Raw genomic sequence first — 24862 nt, forward strand, 5'->3', positions numbered from 1 at the left:
AATGTGTTCCCAGTGTAGAAAAGCGAGATGAATTGAAGCTGAAAATTCAGCGCCTAGTTGTTTGGTTTAATTTGACTGCGCAGCAAAGCCTGGATTTCAGAAATTTTGGGTGGCTTGGCCAACACTGCATCAATATGGGGTATCACTGCCGTTTGCGCATCCAGTTGCTTTCCCCAACCGGTCAGCAAGGTGACAGGGCATTGCTTGTTGATATTTTTCAAGGCCTCGGCCACCTGGCGACCATCCATGCCTGGCATGCCCAAATCAGTAATCACGGCATCAAACGGGTTACTCTCTGCAATCGCTTTGGTAAACAGCTCGATACCGTGTGGCCCTGAACTGGCAATTTGAATGCGGTGGCCACTGGCACTTAAACCGTCGCGTAGTGCACCCAGCACTTTGGTGTCGTCATCAATCAGTAAAACATGAAACGAATTACTAAACTCCTTGTCTTGATTCTCAGGTGGTTGCACCTTGTGTTGTCGACACCCGGTGGGTAGCAAAATTCGCACTGTGCTACCGCGATTTTCTTCGCTGTCAATTTCTATTTGCCCGCGCATCCGCTTAACAATGCCGTATACCATGGCCAGCCCAAGGCCTGTGCCGCGTTCGCCTTTGGTGGTGTAGAAGGGCTCCAGGCATCGCTTTAACGTTTCTTCGTTCATGCCTACGCCGGTGTCGCGTATTTCAATCACCACCTGGTCATGATCGCTGTTTTTTTCCAGCCGGGTCGACAGAGTAATGGCACCTCCTTTGGGCATGGCATCCACAGCATTGAAAATCAGATTGGTGAGCGCTTCTCGCAACTCGGGTTCCGAGGCATCAATGTCCGGTACGTTCTCGCCGAACGACAGCTTAAAATCAATTGAAATACCGTTGCGCAAGGGGATGTCATGCCATCGCGCCTTGGTCAGTTCCATGGCCTGTTCACACACCTGGGTCAGGTTCACGCGTGTCAGTTCTACGCCTTCCTCTTGCCGTCGGGAAAATTGCCCCATGCGGTCTACAGTTCGGGCCACGTCATCAATGGCCAGTTGAATGGTTTGCAATTGCTTGCGGCCCCGTTCGCTCAAATTCACTTCTGAACCCAACAAGGCATCCGTGTACAAAGCCACGGGCGAAATCGCATTGTTGATGTCGTGTGCAATGCCACCCGCCATCTCTGCCAATGCGCGCAGTCGTTCTTGCTGCAACACCAGTTGTTGCGTACGCTGCAAGTTCAAGTAGGCTTCCTGCAACTCCTGAAGCAAGGCGGTTTGTGCCAATGCCAAGGCCACGTGTTCGGCAAGCTGGCGCAGAAACTCAAGTTCGTCGGGCGAGAATGCGTCCAGCCCTTTGCGCGCTGTGGTAATAATGCCCAGCACCTTGTTTTCATGCATCAGCGGTGCAATCACCATGCTGTCCAGCCCTGCAAGCTCATGCATACCTTCGCCGGTCAGGCACATGCTGCCACCCAAGTCCGGCTGGTACACAAACTCGCCCAACAATGCTCGTTCCAGATGAACTCCTCTGGCGGGAATCGACTCGTGCAGGAAAAACCCGATTCGATTTGCAGAAACCTCAGTGACATTTCCCAGTGAGCGGAATGCGATGGTGCCGTCCTGTCGGGAGTACGACGCAGTCAGACAAAAATCGGCGGGCAATTCTTTTTCAATGCTGTTGGTGACCACCTGGTAAATACTGTCCAGATCGTGGCGGTTGCCTATGGCTCGCGTAATTTCATTGAGCAAACTCATTCGAGTCAGCTGGGCATTGCTTCGTCGCTCAGCCTGTCGAATATGGGTCATATCGGTCATTCCGCCAATCATGCGTATGCCTTTGCCCTGTTCGTCCCTGATCACATAACCTCGATCCATGACGTCCAGCCAATTCCCATTCGCATGTGCGAAACGATATTCATCTTGCCAGCTCTCAACACTTGAATTAATTGCGGTAAAAATACTTTTTACAGCGCGTTCCCGATCATCCGGATGAATTCGGTTAATCCACGAGTCATTGCTGGGTTCAACTTTGCTTCGGTCAAAGCCAAACAGATTTTCAAACCCTTCATTCCACCAAATCTCGTCCGTGACCAGATTCCAGTCCCAGATGCAATCTCTGGATGCACTGGCCAACAACCGGAACCGTTCAGATCCTTCTTTCAGTGCTGCTTCAGCTTGTTTTCTTTCCGTGATGTCACGTTCAATTGCAACCCAGTGGGTGTACCAGCCAGTTTCGTCTGCAACCGGAACAATCTCCAATTCCAGCCAAAACATTTCGCCACTCTTGGTGTAGTTAATCAGTTCTTCACGAACTGGTTTCCAGTCCTTTAAGGCACTGTGTATGCGGTTCAATGCATCGCGCTGCGTGAGTTCTCCTTGCAAAATTCGGGGTGTTTTCCCGATTGCTTCTTCTCTTGAGTATCCAGTGCGTCTGACGAAAGCATCATTCACATAGAGAATTTTAGGACCGTCGCCATCCACAGGCTCGGCCTCTGTAATCAGCACAATGTCGTTGAGGCGTTCCACACAGGTTTCAAGCAACTTCAGTCGCTCGGCGTTGCGGCCTCGTTCCTCGGCAAACAACAGATTCTCGAAGGCGAAAGACAAATTCTTGGCCACAGTTTTCAGCAACTGGCGCACTTCGTTGGTGAAAAAATGAACGCCTGCTCCAAACAACACCAAGCTCGCCCGCAGTCTGCCCTGCGCATGAATGGGCAGTATGGCAAATGACTCAAGTCCTTCTTCAATGGCCTGTTTGTGCCACATTCTCGCTTGCGGTTCTTCGGCCACGTTTTGGCAAATGTGCATTTTTCCGGCACGCAGGCGATCCACCAATTCATGATCGCGGGGCAAGGTGGTGGTCTTCATGATTTGCGAAACAAACTCTTGCTGAGATCCGTCGGCGGCAGTCACTTTCAGATCGCTTAAATCCTTGCCAAATTCGCACACCCAAGCCAAGGGCAGTCCACCGAGCGAGCAAAACACGCTGCACACTTCTTGAAGCAATTTCTCGGGCTTGTCCAGGGTGGTCGTAATTTCGTTCACGCGGTGCTGGGCTTCCAGCAAGCGGTTCATGTGCATCAAGGTCAGTACCGCGAGCTTGGAATCGGTGATGTCCTGAAAGGCACCCTGTACCCGAACAATCTCACCTTTCTCGTTGCGCACAGCCTCGCCCACCACACGCGCCCAAATTCGTCGACCACTGGCCGAGCGCATTTCAGGCTCCAGCGCAAATGGAAGTCCTTCTGTTGAGCAGCGGGCCAGCGCAGCCTCTACAATTTTCTTCCACTTGCCGTGGTAATGGCGCAGGGCATCGTCATAACTTGTGGGCAGTTGGCCTTTGGCAATTTCAAGAATATCGAATACTTCTTCTGACCAGTAAAGCCGGGGCACCGGCCCCAATTCAATGGCCCACGCACCCAGTTTGGCCAGGCGACCGCCAATGCGCTGCAGCGCTTCGTTGCGTTTCAGTTTGTCTTCCGCTCGGCGACGCTCGGTCACATCGCGTTGAATCGATGCAAAGTAGGGCACCTCGCCGTTCGAGCTCACCACCGGCACAATGTCCATTTCAAGCCAGTGGGGCTTGCCACTTTTGCCATAATTGATCAGTTCAACATGCACCGATTCTTTCTTGAGCAGGGCAGCTCGAACTTTTTCCAGCTCGGCTTTGTCGGTCTCGGGGCCTTGTAACAAGCGCGGGCTTTTGCCAACCACTTCATCGCGGTGGTAGCCCGTTACTTTTTCAAAGGCAGAGTTCACATACACAATGCGAGGGCCTGGTGCATCAATTGGCGTGGCCTCGGTAATCATCACGATGTCATTGAGCCGTTCTATGCAGGCCCCCAACAATTCCGAGCGTTGCGGGTCAATTTTTTCGTCAGTTGTGTTGGCCAACTCCAGGCTTGGTGTTTCCGCCACAGCAATGGCCACGTGCGGGTTGGTGTTGCTGCGGAGTATTGGCAGGGTCAGTGTAAACACGGCGCCCTTGTCGGGTGCGGACACGGCACTGATGTGGCCGCCATGCCGTTCAATGATTCGTTTGACATTGGCCAGACCCATGCCGTGCCCTTCAAAATCATGGGCATTGTGCAGGCGGTGAAAGGGCTTGAAAAGACCGTCGGCCCGGTCAGGGTCAAAACCTGCGCCGTTGTCAATCACCTTGATTTCAACAGCGTCATTCAGAATATTGGCTTCAACCACAATGGCTGGAAGTTCGCGGATCTGGCTGAATTTCAGGGCATTTGAAAACAGGTTGACAAACACCTGCTCCAGCAGCGATTCATCGCCTTCAATGTCGGGCAGTTTGGCAATACTCCAGTCGGCCTGTCTCAAACCTTCGGTCGATTCAACCAACGCCCGTGCTTTTTCCACTACCTCGTTCAACACCACTTGGTTGAACTTCAACTCGCCCGAGCCTAGTCGCGCAAAAGCCAGAAGATCAGACACCAACTGACCACCGCGTGCGCTGGCCTCGTTGATACGCAGCAGGTAGCGTTGCTCCTGTTCGTCAAGCTTGCTTTGAGCCCGACGCGTCAGGCTGCCCGCAAATCCCTGAATAATGTGACAAAGTGAATTCAGGTCGTGAGCAACACGCCCGGCAAAGTGGTCCAGTTCATGGTTCATCTCCAGCAAGCGTGAATTGCTGCTGGAAAGATCGCGAATCAACTGCGTGTTCTGAAGTTTTAGTTTGCGCACCTCAATGGCACGGTTCACCACCGGCATCAACTCGCTGACCTTGAAAGGTTTCAGGATGTAATCCAGCACCCCAAGTTTCATGGCGTCTACAGCCGTTTTAATGCTGCCGTGGCCGGTCATCAGCACTGCACTCAAATCAGGATCGATTTGGCGCGCACGCTGCACCAGCTCAATGCCGTCCATGCCGGGAAGGCGTAGATCGGTGAGCAGCACGTCAAAGCTTTGGCTTTTCAGGTGCTTCAGGGCGGGGGCTGGTTCAGAAAACCCTTTGACTTCAAATCCCGCGTCCTGCAGCAGCGAGCACAGCGCTTCAAGTTGGGGTTTTTCATCATCCACGACGATTATTCGGAACTGCTCGAGCATCTAAAACTCCGGTCGTCGGCTAGGTTTAGCAGATTCGCTGATTACAATGTCTCACAATTACTGGATTTCCTTGAATGAATCAATACCCTCTTTTGAGAAACGCTTCATTGGCGTTTCCATTCGTCCTGATCTGGACCAGCGCCTTTCCCGCTGCAAAAATTGGTTTGATCGACAGCCCGCCACTGCTCTTTTTAACCTTGCGTTTTTTGGTGGCCGGGGCTTTGATGCTGGCCTGGGCACACTGGCGGGGAACACTTCGCAAGTTAACCCTGCAAGAGTTGGGCGTGTTGAGTGCCTTGGGTTTGTTGAATCATGCGCTTTATCTGGGTCTGAGTTGGACCGGCATGGGCAGCCTGTCCTCGGGTTTGTCCACCATTCTTATTAGTGCAAACCCTATTGTGGTTGCCGTGTTGTCTTCGTTTTTGTTGCGCGAACCCCTCACCCGCCAAAAGGTGCTGGGTCTGGCTCTGGGTTTTTTGGGTGTGGCCTTTATTGTTCGCAACCGAATCGGCTCTACTACAGACACCCTTGAGGGTTTCTTGCTGGTATTGGCGGCTTTGTTAACCCTGGCTTTCGGTACCGTGCTGTATAAAAAATGGCCCGTGCGCACCGACATCGTCACCGGAACCGGTTTTCAGATCATTCTCAGTGGTCTGTTGCTGTTGCCTGTGGCGCTATTCATGGAGGACTGGTCTGCAATCGCCTGGACGCCATCATTCGCAGGTGCATTTGCCTGGCTGGTGTTGGTGGTGTCCATTACCGGTTATCAGCTGTGGTTTAACCTGCTGGAGCGCGGCAGTGCCAGTGCCGCCAGCGTGTGGTTTTTCTTAACACCCCCGTTGGGTTTGCTGGCAGGCGCATGGCTGCTGGATGAGCCTTTGAACTGGATCGATTTCATCGGCATTGTTCCCGTGGTTTTGGGGATTGTGTTGGTGACCCGGGCCCGCTAAAAAACCACAAAAAAAGGCGAACCGCATGGGCTCGCCAAAACAGCAATTTTAAGGTCGGAGATGACGACAGGCTTGCTGAGCGCCCGTCAGGGGAAAACTGGAATCAGGAGTTGGGCAGCAACACGCTGTCCACCACGTGAATCACGCCGTTGGATTGGGTGACGTTCGCAATGGTTACCTCGGCCGTACCGCCTTTTTCGTCAACCAGCACCACCTTGTCGCCTTGCAGTTTTGCGCCCAGCGAGGCACCCGATGCTGTTTTCAAGGTGGCCATGCCGCCAGCCTGAACAATCTTGTTGCTCAAATCGGCCGCTGTGATTTTGCCGGGCACCACGTGGTAGGTCAGCACACCCTGCAGGGCCGACTTATTTTCTGGTTTCAGAAGAGTATCCACGGTACCGCTGGGCAGTTCTGCAAACGCGTCATTGGTGGGTGCAAATACAGTGAATGGGCCTTTGCCTTTCAAGGTATCGACCAAACCAGCTGCTTGCACGGCAGTTACCAAGGTGGTGTGGTCTTTTGAATTGACAGCGTTGTCGACAATGTCTTTGCTGGGCAGCATGGGCGCGCCACCCACCATGATTTCGGCATGGGCAGGCAGGCTAAAAGCGGCTGCTGAAACTGCAATAGAACCAATCAGGCTTGCTGTCGTGAGTTTTGATTTCAACATGTTTACTACCTCCAGTTGGAATTTCAAGCTACAAGATTTTCCAAACGTCCCGGCTGTTGAACCGAAATCGTTAACTGTTCGAGGCAGTTGTGCCCGCGAAGTTCAGCCTCCACGGGTTAAGTTTTGTTAAGGTTTGCAAGACGTAGTCAAGGGCTTTGTAGCCGGCCAATCACCGTTATTTCGCCTGTGGTGCTGGACCGGAACAGCACCACTTCACCGGAGTCAGGATAAACACCGGTCAGGGCAGTGGTGTTCACTTGGTGAGTAACATACAGCACTTTGTCGCCAGGTTGCAGTGTGGCAAGGTGTTCTTTCAACGCGGTGGTTTGATCCGCGCTGCTGCCCCGCCCCTGGAAAAACGAATTCAAGGCAGGAAGTGCTTGTACCTTGCCCAGATTCAACTCTTGCGCGGTGTCCAGGCACCTGCACCATTGGCTGGAGAAAATCGCGGTCAACTGGACTCCCTGGCTTCGAATGGCTTTACCCAGTGCCCTGGCTTCTTCCCGCCCTGCTGCACTTAAATTGCGTTGGGTTTTGCAGTTGCCCAGGGTAAAACCTTCAGGGTCACCAAAACCGGGTGCACTGGCGTGGCGCATAATCGCATGAACCCCAGGCTGTTTCCAAAGGTCCCAAACCTCGGCTTGGCTATGCCCCGAGGTTGAGAACAGAACGAGTGGGATTAAAACAAGAAATTGAGCAATTCGATGCTGCATGAATTCACCCTCTGGGATTGACCCAAGTGGACTGGTTGTTCAGTCCTTAAAACAAAAAAGCCAGTTTACACTGGCTTTTTTGTTTGGGTTATCCATTCACTGGGTAGCCCGAATTGACTGCTTGTACGGCTACTTATGCTTCAGCCTGCGCCATCGCTTTCAGTTTTTCACGCTTGGCTTTCGAACGCAGGTTCAACAACTCAACCAGCAGCGAGAAGCCCATTGCGCTGTACAGGTAAGCCTTGGGCACGTGTTGGCCGAAGCTCTCGGCGATCAGCAGCATACCCACCATCATCAGGAAGGCCAGCGCCAATACTTTCACAGAGGTGTGTGCTTCAACGAATTCGCCAATTGATTTGGCAAACAGCATCATCACGCCCACGGCCACCATCACTGCAGCAATCATCACCTCGATATCGTCGGCCATACCCACCGCAGTAATCACGGAGTCCAAGCTGAACACAATGTCCAGAATACCGATCTGGATGATGGAGTACCAAAACAGTTTGGCACCGGTTTTCTGAATGGCCGCACCGGCCTCCAGCTCTTCTTCAACCTGGTGTGGCGCTTCCACTTCCAGGTAAATTTCCTTCGAGGCCTTCCATAACAGGAACAGGCCCCCGAAGAAGAGCACCAAGTCTCGCCCGGTGATTGCTTTTTCCATGACGGTAAACAAGGGTTCGGTCAAACCAATGATCCAGGACAGGGAGAACAGCAGACCCACACGAGTCGCCATTGCGAACATCAAACCGAACTGACGCACGCGGTCGCGAATGTCTGCGGGCAATTTCGACACCAACACGGTAATGAACACAATGTTGTCGATACCCAGCACGATTTCCAAAGCCGTCAAAATCGCAAAAGCGATCCAAACGTTTGGATCCATTAGTAATTCCATAAAACACCCCGTTTTTTAGTCAAATTCAACAGCCCGCTATTTTGCACCACATTTCGCATGGTGGGTGATCATTTCGTATTCTGACTGCTTATTGCCAAGCGATTTAACAACAAATTGAACTGGATCGGTTTGGCAAAATGATAGTTAAAGCCCGCGGCTACGGCCCGCTCAATATCACTGTCGAAAGCATAGCCTGTCAATGCGGCAATTTCGCATTGCTGATTGGGGCCAGTTGTGGCGCGAATTTTTTCAGCCACTTCATAGCCCGATAGCTTGGGCATGTCGATGTCCAGCAAAATAAAGTCATAAGGTTCAATCATCGCCTTGTTCAAGGCTTCTTTTCCGTCCCTGGCCACCTCAACCACATGCGCGTCTTTTTGCAAGAAGGTCTGGATCAGCTTGATATTCAGTGGTGTGTCGTCGGCCACCAGCACGCGCAAGGGCCTAACCGGCAAGATTCTCTCTTGGCTCTGACTGTCCAGCTGATGCTCGCGTTTCAGGGTGACCGAGAACATCACCTGTGTGCCTTGGCCTGGCTCTGACTCCAGCTGAATTTCTCCGCCCATCGCATTGACCAGGCTTTTTACGATTGACAAGCCAAGCCCAGTGCCGCCAAACCTGTTTTCCCGGTCGGTGTGTACCTGCGAGAACGGCTTGAACAGCAGTGATTGTTTCTCTTTCGGAATACCGAGGCCCGTGTCACCCACTTCAAAAGTGATCAGGTCTTCATTCGGGCTAATTTGAGTGTTGCTAACAGTTAGACTCACTTTGCCGTGAGAAGTGAACTTGATCGCATTAGATAGCAGATTTTGAAGGATTTGACGCAAGCGGCCCATGTCGCCTGAGAAAATTTGGTGCTCGCCCAGTTTGTTGTTCAGCTCAAACTTCACACCTTTGGATTCGCAGGTCAGGCGGGGCAATTCTGTGCTGCCCTTGAGCAATTGCTCCATCAAGAATGGCGAATCTACAAGCTTGACCATGCCCGACTCCAGTTTCGAGAAGTCAAGAATGTCATTGAGAATCGCCGAGAGGGTTTCGGAGGACTGCACCAGATAACCGGCCTGCTCCTTCAGTTCGCCGGCTGGCAAGTCCATTTCAAGCAAACGCGCAAAACCCATGATGCCGTTCAAAGGCGTGCGGATTTCATGGCTCATAGTGGCCAAAAAACGGCTTTTTTCTGCATTGGAGTCTTTCTCGGCCTTGGCTGCAATGGCTGTCTCACGCAGTCTGCTTTCAAGTTCAAGCTGCACGGTGCGGTCCAGGTGAGTACCCACCACTCGGGTCGGCTTGCCGTGTTCATCCCGCACAATCAGCGCTTTGGCCAAAATTTGCACCCAATGGCCGTTCTTGTGAGCCATGCAGAATTCTGCTTCGTAGGAGTCCTTTTCCGGATTGTCCAAAGCGTCGGCCAGTGCTTTCTTGGCCAATTCAAGGTCATCGGGCGCGGTCAGTCGCTCCCAGGTGCCAAAGTCATTGCTCAGTTCATGGTCTTCATAGCCCAACAGGCGTTTCCAGCTCGGTGAAAAATACACCTTCTGGGTCGTAATTTCCCAGTCCCACAGGCCATCGTGTGAGCCTTCCATGGCCAGCTTGAATCGTTCTTCACTCTCGGCCAAGCTGTCCCGGATTAGCCGTTCCTCGGTCACATCCTTGCACATTAAAATAATGCCGCCCCGGTGCCCGTCGGGCTTCAGCCAAGGCTCTATCGCCCAGTCCAGCCAAATGGTGTGTCCGTCCTGGCTGGTCCAGGGATCAGATGTGGCGGAGATACTCTCACCCGCCAAACCAGCCCTGTGTGCCTGGCGCCAGCGTTCATGCAGGTTGGGCACCACATCGTAGTGGTTTTTGCCCACCAGACTGCCCTTGTGACCGTTTGCAAAAGTTTGCACCCAGCGCGAAGAGGCCGCCACGTAGTTCATTTCGGTGTCAAACATCGCAATTGGAATGGGGGCCTGCACAATCAGCGCTTCAACCACCCAATAGCTTTCTTTGGCCGACTTCAGCGCATGTTCAAGCGATTGGCTTTTTTCCGTCAGTCCACGAGTCAAATCCAGAATATCCCTGGAGATCGGCTGTAATTCCGTGGGGAGCTCTTTCATGGACGCTTCGAGCGCTTTGGGATCGTTTTTGCGCACCAGTTCCAGGTAGGCGCTGGCCTTGGCAGACAGGCTTCTGCCCAGTGCCAGCACCAGCAAAAGGGTGGCCACGGTGCCGATGATCAAGGCCACAATGGCACCGATCAATGCTTTCGAAATCGGTGAGGCCACAGTATCCAGCGGTGTGACCGTGGCTGAAATCCAGCCCAAACTATCGGTCTCAGCGCTGTTGTTGGGGGCAAAGGCCACCAGGTAGCTTTCGCCATCGCTCAAAGTTTCAATCGACCAGCTACTTTCGCCCGTGACTGCTTTCTGAAAACCCGCCATGGCTGTCCAGGCAGTGCTGTCCTGAAAGTCGGCCAAATCCAGCCGGTTGCCCATTCTCAGGCTGCCGTCCTTCGCCAAAATCACCGTGGGGGCTGATGGGTTGATGGTGTTAAACACATCTTTTTCTATTTCAGCAATGAAATACTTCCAATCCAGATGAATGCCGATCACACCAATAATTTCATCCTGCTGGTTTTTCAGCGGGGTGGTGAAGTCAATGAACTGGTATTTTTCCTCAGCGCGGGCTGGTAGCAAGGCAGCCAGCAACGCGGCCTCGTGCACATCCATAATTGCGGGTGCAATTAGCCCCTGCTTGAACCACGGGCGCGCAGCCACGCTTTTTCCGACCAACAAGTTATCCAGTGCTGCCAGCACAGTGCCGTCCGGGGCCGCCACACCAATCCACAGATAGCCTGGCGTATGCTCTCGCATAATCTGCAATAGCTTGGTTTGTTCTTCAGCCGTGTAATTTCCAAATGACTGCTCAATACGGCTGGTGTAGACCAGGTCTCGCAGGTGCTCTTTCAAATGGCGGTCCACCGATTGTGCAATTTGCTCGGTTTGTGCCATCGCATTCACCCCGGCCTGATTGATGGTGTTGTTGCGCAATATCCAGTGCGCAGTAATGGCCACCGGAATGGAGAGCAAAAACAGCGCAATCAAACTACCCACGATCAAGCGGGTGGTAAAGCTTGAGCGAATATTGAAATTAAGCATGAAGGGGAATGTGTGGAAATGGTGGATGGCTCACTGTAACTCAGGCAGCGACACGGCTCAATCGTTAAACGAGCCCGATTAGTCTGGTTTATCAAGGGATTGAATCAATTTCAGCTGGATTGTGCTGATGACTCGGTAATTAACAATTCAAAGGTAGTATTGCCCTCAATGTTTCATCGTGACTGGAATCATCGGAATTGGACTCAACGGATTTGTTAACCCGGGCAGTGGGTATTGTGGCTTTTGGTTTGAGCATTGCGGGGTTCTGTGTCATTTCAGAACGCGGAACCAAGCTCTTGTTTGCGCTGTCGTCCATGGCTTGGGGCCTTCAGTACTACTTGTTGGGCGTACACACCGGCTTTTTGATCATGTTGCTGACTGGGGTACGCCAAGCCGTCACCATTTATTCCAATGTCATGGGGCAGCGTTTGCGCCTGGTACTGGTGCTGGGGTTCAGTGGTCTGGCCATCGCCATTGCCGTGTTCACCTGGCAAGGTTGGCTGGCCAGTTCCTTGCCCTTGTTTGCCACCTTGCTGGGTACCTGGGCCTTGTTCATGATGGGCAATGTGGGCATGCGCAAAGCCACCTTGGCCACCAATGCCCTGTGGGCCGTGCATGGCTACCTTTTCGATTCCTGGGAGCTGTGCCTGACCATGATCGTGATCAACGTGGCAAACCTGTATGGTTTGTATCGTTTGCGCGGGGCTACTGTGGTGCCTTGAGCAACAGCCAAGTATCCAATTCGCAACGCTTTACGCCATTTCCCTGCTAAAATGCAGCCTGTTTTCAAACCCTTGCATCATATAGAGGCCCCGCGATGAACACGCGCCCCGCTTCTTCGCCTGCCGAGCACAACAGCCTTGTTGTCAACGGCGCCGCAGTCGAAGCCCAACTCCGTGAACTCCTTCAAAAACGCATCCTGATTCTGGACGGTGCAACCGGCACCATGATTCAGCAATACAAACTCACGGAAGCCCAGTACCGGGGCGAGCGTTTCGCTGATTTTCACCGCGACATCAAGGGCAACAACGAATTGTTGGTGCTGACCCAGCCTGCCATCATGACCGAAATTCATGAGCAGTACCTGGCCGCTGGCGCTGACATTCTTGAAACCAATACTTTCGGTGCCACCACCGTGGCGCAGGCCGATTACGACATGGAACACCTCGTCGACGAGATGAACCGTGAAGCGGCCCGCCTGTGCAAGGAAGCGTGCATCAAGTACTCCACACCCGACAAACCCCGGTTTGCTGCAGGCGCTTTGGGCCCCACGCCCAAAACCGCGTCCATCAGCCCCGACGTGAACGACCCCGGTGCACGCAACATCACCTTTGATGAACTGGTCGCCACCTATTACCAGCAAACCAAGGGTTTGGTGGAAGGCGGCGTCGACCTGCTGCTGGTCGAAACCATTTTCGACACGCTGAACGCCAAGGCCGCGCTGTTCGCGATCGATCAGTATTTCGAAGACTCCGGCAACAAATTGCCCATCATGATCTCCGGCACGGTTACCGATGCCTCTGGCCGCGTGTTGTCAGGCCAAACCGTTGAAGCCTTCTGGAACTCCGTGCGCCATGCCAAACCCATCACCATTGGCTTGAACTGCGCGCTTGGTGCTTCGCTGATGCGCCCCTACGTGGCTGAACTCAGCAAAATTTGCGACGTGCCCATTTGCGTGTACCCCAACGCTGGTTTGCCCAACCCAATGAGCGACACGGGTTTCGACGAAACACCGGAAATCACCTCCAGCCTTGTGAAGGAATTCGCAGCAGCGGGTTTCTTGAATGTGGCCGGTGGATGCTGCGGCACCACGCCCGATCACATTGCAGCCATTGCCAAGGCGCTGGAAAACCAGAAGCCCCGCACCATTCCCGCCGTGGAACCCAAGTGCCGCTTGTCGGGTCTGGAACCGCTGAACATCGATGACAACAGCTTGTTCATCAACGTGGGCGAGCGCACCAACGTGACTGGTTCAAAAGCATTTGCCCGCATGATTTTGAATGAGCAGTACGACGAGGCGCTTAGCGTGGCCCGTCAACAGGTCGAAAACGGCGCGCAAATTGTGGACGTGAACATGGACGAAGCCATGCTCGACTCCAAAGCCGCCATGGTGAAGTTCCTGAACCTCATGGCGTCCGAACCCGATATTTCACGCGTGCCGGTGATGATCGACTCCTCCAAATGGGACGTCATCGAAGCTGGCTTGAAGTGCGTGCAGGGCAAGGCCGTGGTCAACTCCATTTCCATGAAAGAAGGCGTTGAGGAATTCAAACGCCAGGCCAAGTTGTGCAAGCGCTATGGTGCTGCGGTTATCGTTATGGCCTTTGATGAAAAAGGTCAGGCCGACACCTACGCCCGCAAAATCGAAATTTGCGAACGCGCTTACAACATTCTGGTAAACGAAGTCGGCTTCCCGGCCGAAGACATCATCTTCGACCCGAACATTTTCGCAATCGCCACCGGCATTGAAGAGCACGACAACTACGGCAACGACTTTATCGAGGCCACCGGCTGGATCAAGAAAAACCTGCCACACGCCAAGATTTCAGGCGGTGTGTCCAACGTGTCCTTCAGTTTCCGCGGCAACGAACCTGCTCGCGAAGCCATTCACACCGTGTTCCTGTATCACGCCATTAAAAACGGCATGACCATGGGCATTGTGAACGCCGGCATGATGGGTGTTTACGATGAACTGGAACCTGAACTGAAAGCCCGCGTGGAAGACATTGTGCTGAATCGTCAGCCCAATTTGCCAGCCAACGATCCCGACTTTGGCAAATCAGCCACCGAGCGAATGATTGAATTCGCAGGCACCTTGAAAGCGGGTGGCAAGAAGCTGGAAGAAAACCTGGAGTGGCGCAACCAACCGGTGCAAAAGCGCCTGGCCCATGCGCTGGTACACGGCATCACCAACTTCATTGTTGAAGACACCGAAGAATGCCGCGCTGAAATTGCAGCCAATGGTGGTCGCCCCATCAACGTAATTGAAGGCCCGCTGATGGACGGCATGAATGTGGTCGGCGACCTGTTTGGTGCTGGCAAAATGTTTCTGCCGCAAGTGGTGAAAAGCGCCCGTGTCATGAAGCAGGCGGTGGCGCACCTTATTCCTTACATCGAGGAAGAGAAAAAGCAACTGGTGGCCGCCGGTGGCGATGCCAAAGCCAAAGGCAAAATTCTGATTGCCACTGTGAAAGGCGATGTGCACGACATTGGTAAAAACATCGTGACCGTTGTTCTTCAGTGCAACAACTTTGAAGTTGAGAACATGGGTGTGATGGTGCCCGCCGAGCAAATTCTCGCCAAAGCCAAAGAAATCAACGCCGACATCATCGGCTTGTCAGGCCTCATTACGCCTTCACTTGAAGAAATGGCTTATGTCGCCAGCGAGATGCAACGCGATCCCTATTTCCGCGACCGTGGTATTCCGCTGCTGATTGGTGGTGCCACCACCAGCCGCGTGCACACTGCCGTGAAAATTGCGCCGCATTACGATGGCCCCACTGTGTATGTTTCAGATGCAAGCCGCTCCGTGGGCGTTGCTTCCAATTTGTTGTCTGATGAATCAGCCGACACTTTTAAGGCTGATCTGAAAACCGAATACGAACGCGTACGCGAACAGCATGCCAACAAAAAAGCACAACCGCTGATCAGCATTGAAGCTGCGCGCGCCAACAAACAGAAAATTGACTGGGCAAATTACACGCCGCCCAAGCCAAAGTTCATTGGCAAGCGCTACTTCAAGAATTACGATTTGGCCGATATCGCCCAGTACATCGACTGGACCCCGTTTTTCCAAACCTGGGACCTGCACGGCGGTTACCCTCGCGTGCTGGAAGACGAGCTTGTGGGTGAAGCCGCCCGCAAAGTATTCGAAGACGGTCAAGCCATGCTGAAAAAGTGTATTGAAGGCCGTTGGCTGCAAGCCAATGCGGCGGTGGCCTTCTACCCCGCCAACACGGTGAGTGACGATCACATCGAAGTGTATGCCGACGAAAGCCGCAGCCAAGTGCTGTTCACCTACAGCCCTTTGCGCCAACAGGGTGAAAAACGTGAAGGCATCGCCAACAAATCACTGGCCGATTTCATCGCACCCAAAGGCGCGGGTGCGGACTACATCGGCATGTTCGCGGTCACCGCAGGTTTGGGTGTAGAAAAGAAAGAGAAGGAATTCCAGGCCGCACACGACGACTACAGCAGCATCATGTTCAAAGCGATCGCCGACCGTATGGCAGAGGCCTTTGCTGAATGCTTGCACCAACGGGTTCGCAAAGACCTGTGGGGCTATGTGGCCGACGAAACTTTAAGCAACGAGGAACTGATTGCCGAGAAGTATCAAGGCATTCGCCCGGCACCGGGTTACCCCGCCTGTCCGGAACACACCATCAAGCGAAACATGTTTGAGGTGATGCAGTGTGAAGAAATCGGCATGACCCTGACCGAAAGCCTGGCCATGAACCCGGCTGCCAGTGTGTCAGGTTTCTACTTTGCCAACCCTGAAAGTGATTACTTCAATGTTGGCCCAGTTGGGCAAGACCAGTTCAAGGCCTTGCTCGACTATTCGGGTCGCAGTGAAGAGGATTTGAGAAGGGCACTGAGCACCAACCTGACCTGACATGTCGCGCATCCACAGCGTCGCCCCACCCGGCGCTGTGTAGTCGAAATCGATTCATCGCAATTTTTGTCCAGAAAAGACGAACTTTGTTGAGTTTCAACGCCACCTAGTAAGCACTAGAAAACCGAATTCAAGGTTTGTTGGCTGAGGACTCGCGATGATCGAAGTGTTAAACAGGTTTGCAAGGCTGGCTTCTGCACGGTCCGAGGTGGTTGGTGCATCTCTTATCATCCTCATGATCGTCATGATGGTGATCCCCATGGGTCCGGGCATTCTCGATGTACTCCTGGCCATCAATATTTCTGTGTCGGTCGTGCTTGTAATCAGCGCCGTACTCATTGAAACCCCGCTGGCATTTTCTTCATTTCCTGCGCTTCTTTTGATGACAACCTTATTTCGGTTGTCTCTCACCATATCCACGACACGACAAATTTTACTAGAGGGTGATGCCGGACATATTGTTCAAACCTTCGGTGAGTTCGTCGTGGGCGGCAATGTGGCCGTTGGTTTAACGATTTTCCTCATTATTTCGGTTGTTAATTTTCTGGTGATTACCAAGGGTTCCGAGCGTGTAGCTGAAGTGGCCGCGCGTTTCTCACTCGACGGCATGCCTGGAAAGCAAATGTCCATCGACAGCGATCTCCGTGCCGGGTTAATTACTCAAGCCGTTGCGAAACAACGCCGTTCCGACCTTGAAAAAGAGTCGCAATTATTTGGTGCAATGGACGGTGCGATCAAGTTTGTAAAAAACGATGCAATTGCCGGGCTTGTTATCACGGTGGTTAACTTGCTTGGTGGTTTAACGGTCGGCATGATGCAGAAGGGAATGTCCTTTTCTGAGGCGGGGTCGGTATACACCATTTTGTCAGTAGGCGACGGACTAGTCGCGATCATTCCATCGTTGATGGTTTCCATCGCGGCTGGTTTGATTGTAACGCGCGTTACCAAAGGCGAAGCTGCCCGGTATTGAATTCGTGCTTGAGAAAGATGTTGTTACCGGCAAATACGACATGCTGTGCGACCCCCTTCAGAAAACACTTCTCGATCAGCACAAGCTGGAATACCTGACATTCGAAACAAGATTGGTGACACAAATCGAAGCGTTGTTGGTCCAGAAGGTCGACCAGCTATTCACCTTGAATGAGTATCAACGACATATGACCACTCTGGGTGACAAGTACACGGAGCAACTCAAGGAGCTTGAGCGCGTGCTGCCCGTTACCAAAGTGGTGGAGGTGTTGCAACGCTTGCTTGGCGAATCAGTTTCAATCAAAAACATGCGTTCAATTTTGAATTCATTAATTGAATGGGGGCAACGCGAGCGAGACCCCATGGTTATTCCGGCGACAGGTTGCGGACTGCGCATATTCAAGAAAGCGGGTTAGCGCTATTGTTTGGGCCTCGGTGAGTGAGCCAGTCAACATTTTTGCGATGTAGGCTGGAAGGGACGATGCAAACTCCCTGGCTGCTTGTACGCCCGCTGAAGCGCTTGACGACATGGCTGACAGGCCACCCGCCATCAAGGCTGTACAAACTACAACAATCGCGATCATCAACAAGGTGCCGACCACAATGGCGCCGATCGGTCCCAAAGCGTCGCTTAACGCTTCCAACATTGCACCCATCCCTTTTTCAATGAAGGACTCAGAGCCAGCTGCTTCGCTGATCAAGGGCTCTAGAAACATGACCAAGGTCACCACAAGAATCGCGATGGTCATTGGCGTTGGAATCAAGATTGCTGTGATCATTGCCAATGCCACACCCAATGCACCGAGTGCTTTGAAAAACTTGGCCAATCCACTCATCGCTTTGGCTTTTCGCAATTGCTCGAGATAGTCTTCAATTTGTTGCTTGACCTTTTCAACCTTGGCGCGTTCCGCGCCCTCGAGGCCGACCAGGTAACTGCCGATGACATCTCGGGTTTGCTCAAGCGCCGCGATCATGTATTCGGCCAAGGTTTCTGTCAGTGGCTTACTTGCGCCGTTGTCAATCAGGCTTGCATACCTGCCCATCTAGGTTTCCGCCCAAGGGGCAAAGTTCCATTTGTTGCGGAGCTAGCAGTTATTGTGGTTGTTGTCCGGGGATGAGTGTTCGCAGTTGTCGTAGTAGTGGGAAGGCGGAACGAATGTATTGTTGTTTAGCCCATTGAATGGGTTGGTGTTGGCAACGGCAGAGGCAGGCGATTTGTACACTATGCTTCCGGCGATCATTAATGCGAGGCCAAGCGCAATTATTAATGGGCCTGTGGGTGCAGCAGGTGTAAAACATATCCCTGCTCCCAAGGCGGCAATGGCAAGCCCCGTGGTGGCCATGACCATGGCCGATTTTCGACCGAGCGCCTGTGTTTTGGAGTCCGTCGTATTTTCTATTGGCTGGGTACTTGGTCGTTGGCTGTTTGATTGAAGCTGATTTGAGCCTATTGAAGCTGGCATGATGAATGTCCTGATTGTCTTTTTGCGTGGTTAATCCCCAAGGAAAGTTCAACTTATCTAAGTGGTGTAAAAATGCAAAAAGGCACCCCGAAGGGTGCCTTTTCACTTTGCCTGGGGGTCGGAGCCCCAGGCAATACTACAAAGCTTAGATGGGCAGGCTGTCTGTAGGCAGCGCACTGGTCAATGCATCCAGAGGGCTTGCGCCAGAGGAGATTGGCAGGCTGGAGGGGTCCAGCAAGCTTGTCAATGAATCCAGAGGCGTGCCTGTGGATGGGAAGCTTGGCAAGCCACCACCTGCACCACCGCCTGCTGCCAGGTCGGTCAGAACACTTGGGTCCAGTAGGGAAGTAACCATGTCCAGCGGTGTGCCGGTTTCTGGGATGCCGGGCAAGCCGCCACCACCACCCGCACCTGCCAAGGCGTCGGTCAGAATGGCTGGGTCGAGCAATTCAGTGACCATGTCCAGCGGTGTGCCAGTGCTGGGCAAACCAGGCAAGCCGCCACCACCACCCGCACCTGCTAAGGCGTCCGTCAGAATGGCTGGGTCGAGCAGGGCTGTAACTTGGTCGAGTGGTGTGCCTGTTTCTGGGAAGCTTGGCAAACCGCCGCCGCCAGCGCCACCCAGGGCGTCAGTCACAGGGCCCAATACCGCATCCAAAGGTGTGCCTGTGGGGCCGGCTGCACCGCCACCGTCACCGCCTGGCAGTGGCAAGCCACCTGACAAAGCTGCGATCAAAGGATCGGTAACTGGGGTGAGTGCGTCGAAAGCCTGGTTCAGGCCATCAGCCAGGGGCTGAGAAACCATCGGTAGTGCGTCGGTTGCCGTGGCCAGGCCATCAAACAATGGGGCTGCTGCATCAAAACCTTGAGTCAAGCCGTCATTCAGGGGGGCAAGCACGGGGTCGAGTTGACCAACCACTTGAGCCACGCCATCTGCAAGCTGTGGAGAAACCATGCTCAGACCACCACCCAGTTGCTCGGCAACCACGCGCAGGTTAACTGGCAATGTGTCGGCCGCTGCTGTTACCAAACCGTCTTCATTGCCAGCCAATACGTCAACCACCGGTGACAGAGCTTCTTCAACGGCTTCTGTAATTGGAGTTACGTTTTGATCCAGAGAGTCGGTTACTGGTGCCAAACCGGTCAGTGCATCGCTCAAGGTGTCGTTGACTGGTGTCAGTGCTGGTTCCAATGCATCCGTGATTGGCGCTGTTTCTTCCAGAACTGGGTCAAGTGCTTCAGTCACAGGTGCAAGGGCACCCACGGGGGCATCAACCACCGTGGTTACAGGTGACAGGGCATCGAGGGTTTCTTCAAGTGCAGGGGAGGCTGGGCCGGCGGCATCGGTGACTGGCTCAAGTGCACCTGCGGCTGCTTCGCCTGAACCGCCACCTGAAGAACCACCGCCTGATCCGCCGTCGCTGTCATCGCTGCCCAGTACAAATGCTGCACCAGCGGCAGCGGCCAATGGACCGGCCAAGCCACCAGCTGCCAAGCCTGCACCGAACAAACCAAACATGCCGCCTGCACCCGTCACTGCAACGGTTTCGCCTTCGGTCAGCAATTCGAATTCGCCTTCGGCCACTTCAAATTCAGCGCCGTTTTCGCCTTCTTTCAATGTGGCTACAGCATTGGATTGCAGAATACCTTCGGTGGCCTGTTGACCATCCGCGCCGGGGAATTCGATGTAGGCAGAGCCTTCGGCACTGGTGGTGACGGTGTCACCAGCAGAAATAATGTCGCCTTCTTTCAGAAGGACTTGTTCACCGTCGGGACGGGTTACAGAAACCTCTCCCAACACGCTTTTGATAATTCCAGTGATATTAGCCACAGTGCATTCTCCGACAATGGTGTGTTTATTTAAAAGTTCGGCAAAAATTTCGCCTTGTGAGAGTTTTACTGGCCGCAATCAGGAAATGGATGTGAATATTTCCTAATAATTAACAATGTTTAACATTATTTGTAGGTGTTGTACTTACAAATCCTGACTTGTCGCATGTAAAGACCTCTCGGGGGAACGCCGATCGAATCTAATTTTTCTAATTCAGCCAATTAGTGTAACTCTTTCGGGGGGTAATTTGCATCACCATGCCAGTTGCCGTATGGCCAGTTCTTTCATGATTTCTTCTGCTCCGCCACCAATGCACATTACTTTGACCTCGCGGTAGATGCGTTCGGTTGAGCTTCCCCGCATAAAACCCATGCCCCCCAGAATTTGAACCGCTTCATTGGCACAGTGTTGCAATGTTTGGGTGGACTGGTTTTTCAGCAGGCAAATGTCGGCCACCAGTTCTTCATTGATGTCGCCTTGGTCGATACGTGCAATGGTTTCGTCGAACCAGGCCTCGGTGGCCCGAATCTTCATGCGCATGTCGGCCAGTTTGTGGGCGATCACCTGATGCTCGATCAGGCGCTTGCCGAAGGTTTGGCGGTTTTGGGCCCAGTCCAGTGCTTCGTTCAGGCACACGCGTGAAAAGCCGACGCAGGCGCCTGCCAGCATGAGGCGTTCGGTGTTGAAGTTTTCCATGATGATGCGAAAACCTTTGCCTTCCTTGCCGACCAGGTAACTTGCCGGGACTTCCACATTGTCGAAATAAATGCTGGCGGTGTCGCTCATCCACCAACCGGTTTTTTTAAGCGGGCTGCGTGTCAGGCCTTTGGCATTGCCAGGCACCATAAGCACCGAGATGCCGCGGGCACCGGGTTCGCCGGTGCGCACTGCCACGGTCAGCCAATCGGCACGAACACCGCTGGTGATGAACACCTTTTCACCGTTGATGCGGTAGTGGGGTACGCCGTCTTTTTGAAACAGGTCGGCTTTGGTTTTCAGGTTGGCAACGTCGGATCCACCAGAAGGTTCAGTGATCGCCAGTGCGCTGATGGCCTCGCCTTTCAGAACCGCGGGTGCGATCATTTGCACCAGTTCTTCACCGCCGTGATTGAGCAAGGGTGGCAGACCGATGTTGTGGCTGAACAAACCCGCGAGTAATCCGCCGCTGCCGGCGGAGCACACGAGATTGGACAGGCGCAGTCGCTCGGCCAGCGTGCATTCAAAGCCGCCAACTTCTTCAGGATATCCCAAACCCAGCAGGCCCATATCGCCGGCCTGCTTGTAGAGTTCACGCGGAAATTCCCCGGCTTCGTCCCAGTCGTTGATGTGGGGTTTGATCTGCTCGTTGACAAATCGCTCCACCGAGCGGAAAAAATCTTCCATGGATGGTGTCTCCTCCAACCGCGTTTGTTTATTGTTTGTGATTAATGAATCGGGCTTAGCTGAACCATGGCTTGCTTCTGCTTCATCTGGTCACCCACCTTGATGTGCACCTGTTCCACAATCGCTGCTGTTTTGGCGCTGATGCGGTGTTCCATTTTCATGGCCTCCAGGCACACCAACACAGTGCCTGCCTCAACCTGTTGGCCGGGCTGAACCAGTACTTGGGTTACTTTGCCGTTCATGGGGCTGCTGACCACAGCTTGAAACACACCTTCTGCCAAGGCTGAGGCGCCTAGCAGGGTTTCATCATCCACATGCAGAGCTTGCGGGTTGAGCCCCTGTTGAACCCACACACCGCTGTTGGATTGAGTGACTGTGTATTGCGCGGACTGGTCGTTCACCATGGATTGAATGGTGACACTGCCTTGCTGCGTCGTCATGCACTGCCAGTGTTCGAGCACTACTGCTTCATCACCAAGCCCATCGACCTCATAACTATTGTTGTTGCTGCTGACTTTCAAATTCAGGGACTTGCCCTGCACCTTGAGTTTCAAGGGCCGTGGCAACGCGCGTGTGCTTGAAAAACCTGTCAAAGGTGTTGGCCAGGCGGCGTGGTTTTGCTGCTGGGCATACGCCAGGAATACGGCCGCCACTGCACATTCGGCCATGAAGTGTTGGGGTTTGAGTAATTCATCGGCGTGTTGGGCCAAAAAACCGGTGCCAAAATCGCCGCCCTGAAAAACAGGGTGGCTGGCGATGCGTTGCAAATAAAGTGCGTTGTGTTCAAAGCCGATGAGTACGGTTCGTTTCAGCGAGTCGGCCAGCTTTTCGCAGGCAGCCAGGCGGTTCTCGCCATGCACAATGACCTTGGCCAGCAAGCTGTCGTACCAGGGGCTGACTTCGCCGCCCTCTTGCAGGGCATGGTCGCAGCGGCTGTTTTCGTCGGGCCTCCAGGCGAGCACTGGCCCTGTTTGCGGCATGAAATCGCGGGCTGGGTCTTCAGCACACAGGCGGCCTTGAATCGCGTGGCCAAAGAATGTGATGTTGTCTTGTTGAAGTGTCAGGTGTTCGCCCGATGCAATGCGCAGTTGCCATTGCACCAGATCAATTCCAGTAATGGCTTCGGTCACACCATGCTCTACCTGCAGGCGCGTGTTCATTTCAATGAAATAAAAATCGCCGTTTGCGTCGAGCAAAAACTCGACTGTACCGGCGCCAACATAACTGGTGGCACGCACCAGTTTTAATGCGGCTTCACCCATGCGTGCGCGCAGTTCTGCACTCACTGCAGGGCTGGGCGCTTCTTCAACAATTTTCTGATGCCGGCGTTGCACGGAGCAATCACGCTCACCCAAGTGAACGGCGTGGCCGTGGGTATCTGCCAGCACCTGAATTTCAATGTGACGCGGATTGATGATTGCTTTCTCAAGCATGACCCGATCGTCGTTGAAGGCATTTTTCGCCTCCAGCTGTGCGGAGTGCAGTTGCGATGCGAATTCGGATTCATTCATCACCAAACGCATACCGCGACCACCGCCACCTGCCAGTGCCTTGATCATGACCGGGTAGCCAATGCGCTGCGCTGCAGCCATCAGGTCGCTTACGCTTGCGTTGGGCTCGCTGAAGCCTGGAATACACGGCAAGCCAGCCTGCTGGGCAATTTCTTTTGCACAGGCTTTGTCGGCCATGTCGGCAATGGCTTGCGGTGTGGGGCCCACCAGTGTGATTCCTGCTTGCGCACAGGCCTGCGCAAAAGCCGGGCTTTCCGATACAAAACCGTAGCCAGGGTGAATGGCATCTGCCCCGGCTTTCAGCGCTGTCTCTATCAGTTTGTCGATGCGCAAATACGATTCAAGCGAGGGCGCCGGGCCAATGCAATAGGCCTCGTCAGCTTCTTGCACGTGCATGGCTTTTTCGTCGGCCTCGGAATAGACAGCGACTGTGGCGATGCCCATGGGTTTGGCTGCACGCAATATTCTGCGTGCGATTTCATTACGATTGGCAATGAGCAGTTTTTTGATCCTAGGCATTCTTTTTCTTGCCCGGCAAAATACCCATGAACTTGCAGATGATGCCCAACATGACTTCGTCTGCACCGCCACCAATCGAAATCAGTCGACCATCGCGATACAGCTGCGAAGCCGGGTTTTCCCAGGTAAAACCCATGCCGCCCCAGAACTGCAGACACTTGTCAGCGACTTCGCGCACCAAGCGACCACTTTTCAGTTTGCACATGCTGGCCAGCTCGGTGACTTCACCACCCGCTACGTATTCTTCGGTGGCCTGCCACACCAAGGCACGCAGCGCTTCAATTTCAGTTTTCAGTTCAGCCAATGTGAAATGCACCACTTGCTGATCGAGCACGGTGCTGCCGAACAAGTTGCGTTGGCGGGTGTAGTTGATGGTTTCGTTCAGCACATGCATCATGCCTTCGATGCTGTTGGCGGCACCCCAAAGGCGCTCTTCCTGAAACTGGATCATTTGGTACATGAAGCCTGCGCCTTCCATACCAATCAAGTTGCGCTGGGGTACACGCACATTGTCAAAGTGAATAAGACCAGTGTCGGATGCCCACATGCCGATTTTGTGAATCTTCTTCTCAATCGTAATGCCCGGTGTTTTCATCGGTACGATGATCAGTGATTTGTTCTGATGGGGCTTGCCTTCGCTGGTGTTGGCCAACAGGCAAATCCAGTCGGCTTGCAAACTGTTGGTAATCCACATTTTGCTGCCGTTGATGATGTAATCGCCACCATCTTTTTTGGCGGTGGTTTTTACGCCGGCTACATCAGATCCTGCACCAGGTTCTGAAACACCAATACAGGCGACCATGTCGCCCGCAACGGCTGGAGCCAGAAATTCACGACGCAGTTCGTCGCTGCCGAACCGCGCCAAAGCGGGTGTGGCCATGTCGGTCTGAACGCCGATTGCCATGGGCACGCCTCCACAATGGATTTTTCCCAAAGCCTGCGCCGCTACGACGGAATAGCTGTAGTCCAAACCCATGCCGCCAAACTCTTCTGGTTTGGTCAGGCCTAGCAAGCCAAGATTACCCATCTTTTTGAACAACTCATGGGCGGGAAACATCTGTTCCTTTTCCCAGGTGGCCACATGTGGATTAATTTCATTCTCCACAAAGCGTTCGATGGTGCGTTGTAGTTCTTTGTGTTCCTGGCTTAGTCTCACTGCACTTC

14 protein-coding genes and 1 pseudogene are annotated in these 24862 nt (G+C 53.4%); 5 read left to right on the forward strand and 10 right to left on the reverse strand.

Annotated features, from left to right (window positions below; all coding sequences use genetic code 11):
* Window positions 1–53: 53 nt before the first annotated feature.
* Complete coding sequence (locus B4N58_RS08420) at window positions 54–5039, reverse strand: PAS domain S-box protein (protein WP_291748102.1); 4986 nt, start codon at window positions 5037–5039, stop codon at window positions 54–56.
* 74 nt (window positions 5040–5113) lie between these two features.
* Here B4N58_RS08420 and B4N58_RS08425 point away from each other — a divergent pair, with 74 nt between their 5' ends.
* Window positions 5114–5989 (forward strand): DMT family transporter, encoded by an 876-nt coding sequence (locus tag B4N58_RS08425; protein WP_291748105.1) that lies wholly within the window; start codon window positions 5114–5116, stop codon window positions 5987–5989.
* Window positions 5990–6092: 103 nt separating this feature from the next.
* Here B4N58_RS08425 and B4N58_RS08430 read toward each other — a convergent pair whose 3' ends face one another.
* The 4 genes from B4N58_RS08430 to B4N58_RS08445 all read right to left on the reverse strand — a co-directional run bounded on the left by B4N58_RS08430 (window position 6093) and on the right by B4N58_RS08445 (window position 11410).
* Window positions 6093–6659 (reverse strand): fasciclin domain-containing protein, encoded by a 567-nt coding sequence (locus B4N58_RS08430; RefSeq protein ID WP_008248366.1) that lies wholly within the window; start codon window positions 6657–6659, stop codon window positions 6093–6095.
* Window positions 6660–6805: 146 nt separating this feature from the next.
* Entirely contained in the window at window positions 6806–7255 is a 450-nt protein-coding gene (locus B4N58_RS08435) for a histidine phosphatase family protein (protein WP_291748109.1), read from the reverse strand.
* A gap of 250 nt (window positions 7256–7505) precedes the next feature.
* Complete coding sequence (locus tag B4N58_RS08440) at window positions 7506–8258, reverse strand: TerC family protein (protein WP_291748111.1); 753 nt, start codon at window positions 8256–8258, stop codon at window positions 7506–7508.
* Window positions 8259–8338: 80 nt separating this feature from the next.
* Window positions 8339–11410 carry an ATP-binding protein gene (locus B4N58_RS08445; RefSeq protein WP_291748114.1) on the reverse strand — a complete coding sequence of 1024 codons (3072 nt, stop codon included), beginning with the start codon at window positions 11408–11410 and terminating at the stop codon, window positions 8339–8341.
* A gap of 197 nt (window positions 11411–11607) precedes the next feature.
* Between B4N58_RS08445 and B4N58_RS08450 the strand changes: the two genes are divergently transcribed.
* The 4 genes and pseudogenes from B4N58_RS08450 to B4N58_RS08465 all read left to right on the forward strand — a co-directional run bounded on the left by B4N58_RS08450 (window position 11608) and on the right by B4N58_RS08465 (window position 17407).
* The gene (locus B4N58_RS08450; RefSeq protein WP_291748117.1) at window positions 11608–12132 is read left to right on the forward strand and encodes a YgjV family protein; all 525 of its coding nucleotides are present in this window, start codon (window positions 11608–11610) and stop codon (window positions 12130–12132) included.
* A gap of 95 nt (window positions 12133–12227) precedes the next feature.
* Window positions 12228–16022 (forward strand): methionine synthase, encoded by a 3795-nt coding sequence (gene metH / locus B4N58_RS08455; protein WP_291748119.1) that lies wholly within the window; start codon window positions 12228–12230, stop codon window positions 16020–16022.
* Between the two features lie 157 nt (window positions 16023–16179).
* Window positions 16180–16977, forward strand: a pseudogene (locus tag B4N58_RS08460) (FHIPEP family type III secretion protein); the annotation flags it as partial.
* A gap of 19 nt (window positions 16978–16996) precedes the next feature.
* Window positions 16997–17407 (forward strand): FHIPEP family type III secretion protein, encoded by a 411-nt coding sequence (locus tag B4N58_RS08465; RefSeq protein ID WP_291748126.1) that lies wholly within the window; start codon window positions 16997–16999, stop codon window positions 17405–17407.
* Here B4N58_RS08465 and B4N58_RS08470 read toward each other — a convergent pair.
* The 5 genes from B4N58_RS08470 to B4N58_RS08490 all read right to left on the reverse strand — a co-directional run bounded on the left by B4N58_RS08470 (window position 17321) and on the right by B4N58_RS08490 (window position 24854).
* A complete protein-coding gene (locus B4N58_RS08470) occupies window positions 17321–18034 on the reverse strand; it encodes a hypothetical protein (RefSeq protein WP_291748129.1) in 714 nt (237 codons plus the stop codon). The two genes, B4N58_RS08465 and B4N58_RS08470, sit on opposite strands and share 87 nt — an antisense overlap.
* Before the next feature lie 565 nt (window positions 18035–18599).
* Entirely contained in the window at window positions 18600–20285 is a 1686-nt protein-coding gene (locus B4N58_RS08475; RefSeq protein WP_291748132.1) for a hypothetical protein, read from the reverse strand.
* Between the two features lie 252 nt (window positions 20286–20537).
* Complete coding sequence (locus B4N58_RS08480; protein ID WP_291748135.1) at window positions 20538–21668, reverse strand: acyl-CoA dehydrogenase family protein; 1131 nt, start codon at window positions 21666–21668, stop codon at window positions 20538–20540.
* Window positions 21669–21709: 41 nt separating this feature from the next.
* Window positions 21710–23698, reverse strand: coding sequence for an acetyl/propionyl/methylcrotonyl-CoA carboxylase subunit alpha (locus tag B4N58_RS08485; RefSeq protein ID WP_291748138.1), 1989 nt, complete (start codon window positions 23696–23698; stop codon window positions 21710–21712).
* Window positions 23691–24854 carry an acyl-CoA dehydrogenase family protein gene (locus B4N58_RS08490; protein ID WP_291748140.1) on the reverse strand — a complete coding sequence of 388 codons (1164 nt, stop codon included), beginning with the start codon at window positions 24852–24854 and terminating at the stop codon, window positions 23691–23693. The genes B4N58_RS08485 and B4N58_RS08490 overlap by 8 nt, the downstream gene beginning before the upstream one ends.
* Window positions 24855–24862 lie beyond the last annotated feature (8 nt).

The sequence above is a fragment of the Limnobacter sp. UBA3528 genome (genome assembly GCF_002377005.1).
GTDB lineage: Bacteria > Pseudomonadota > Gammaproteobacteria > Burkholderiales > Burkholderiaceae_B > Limnobacter.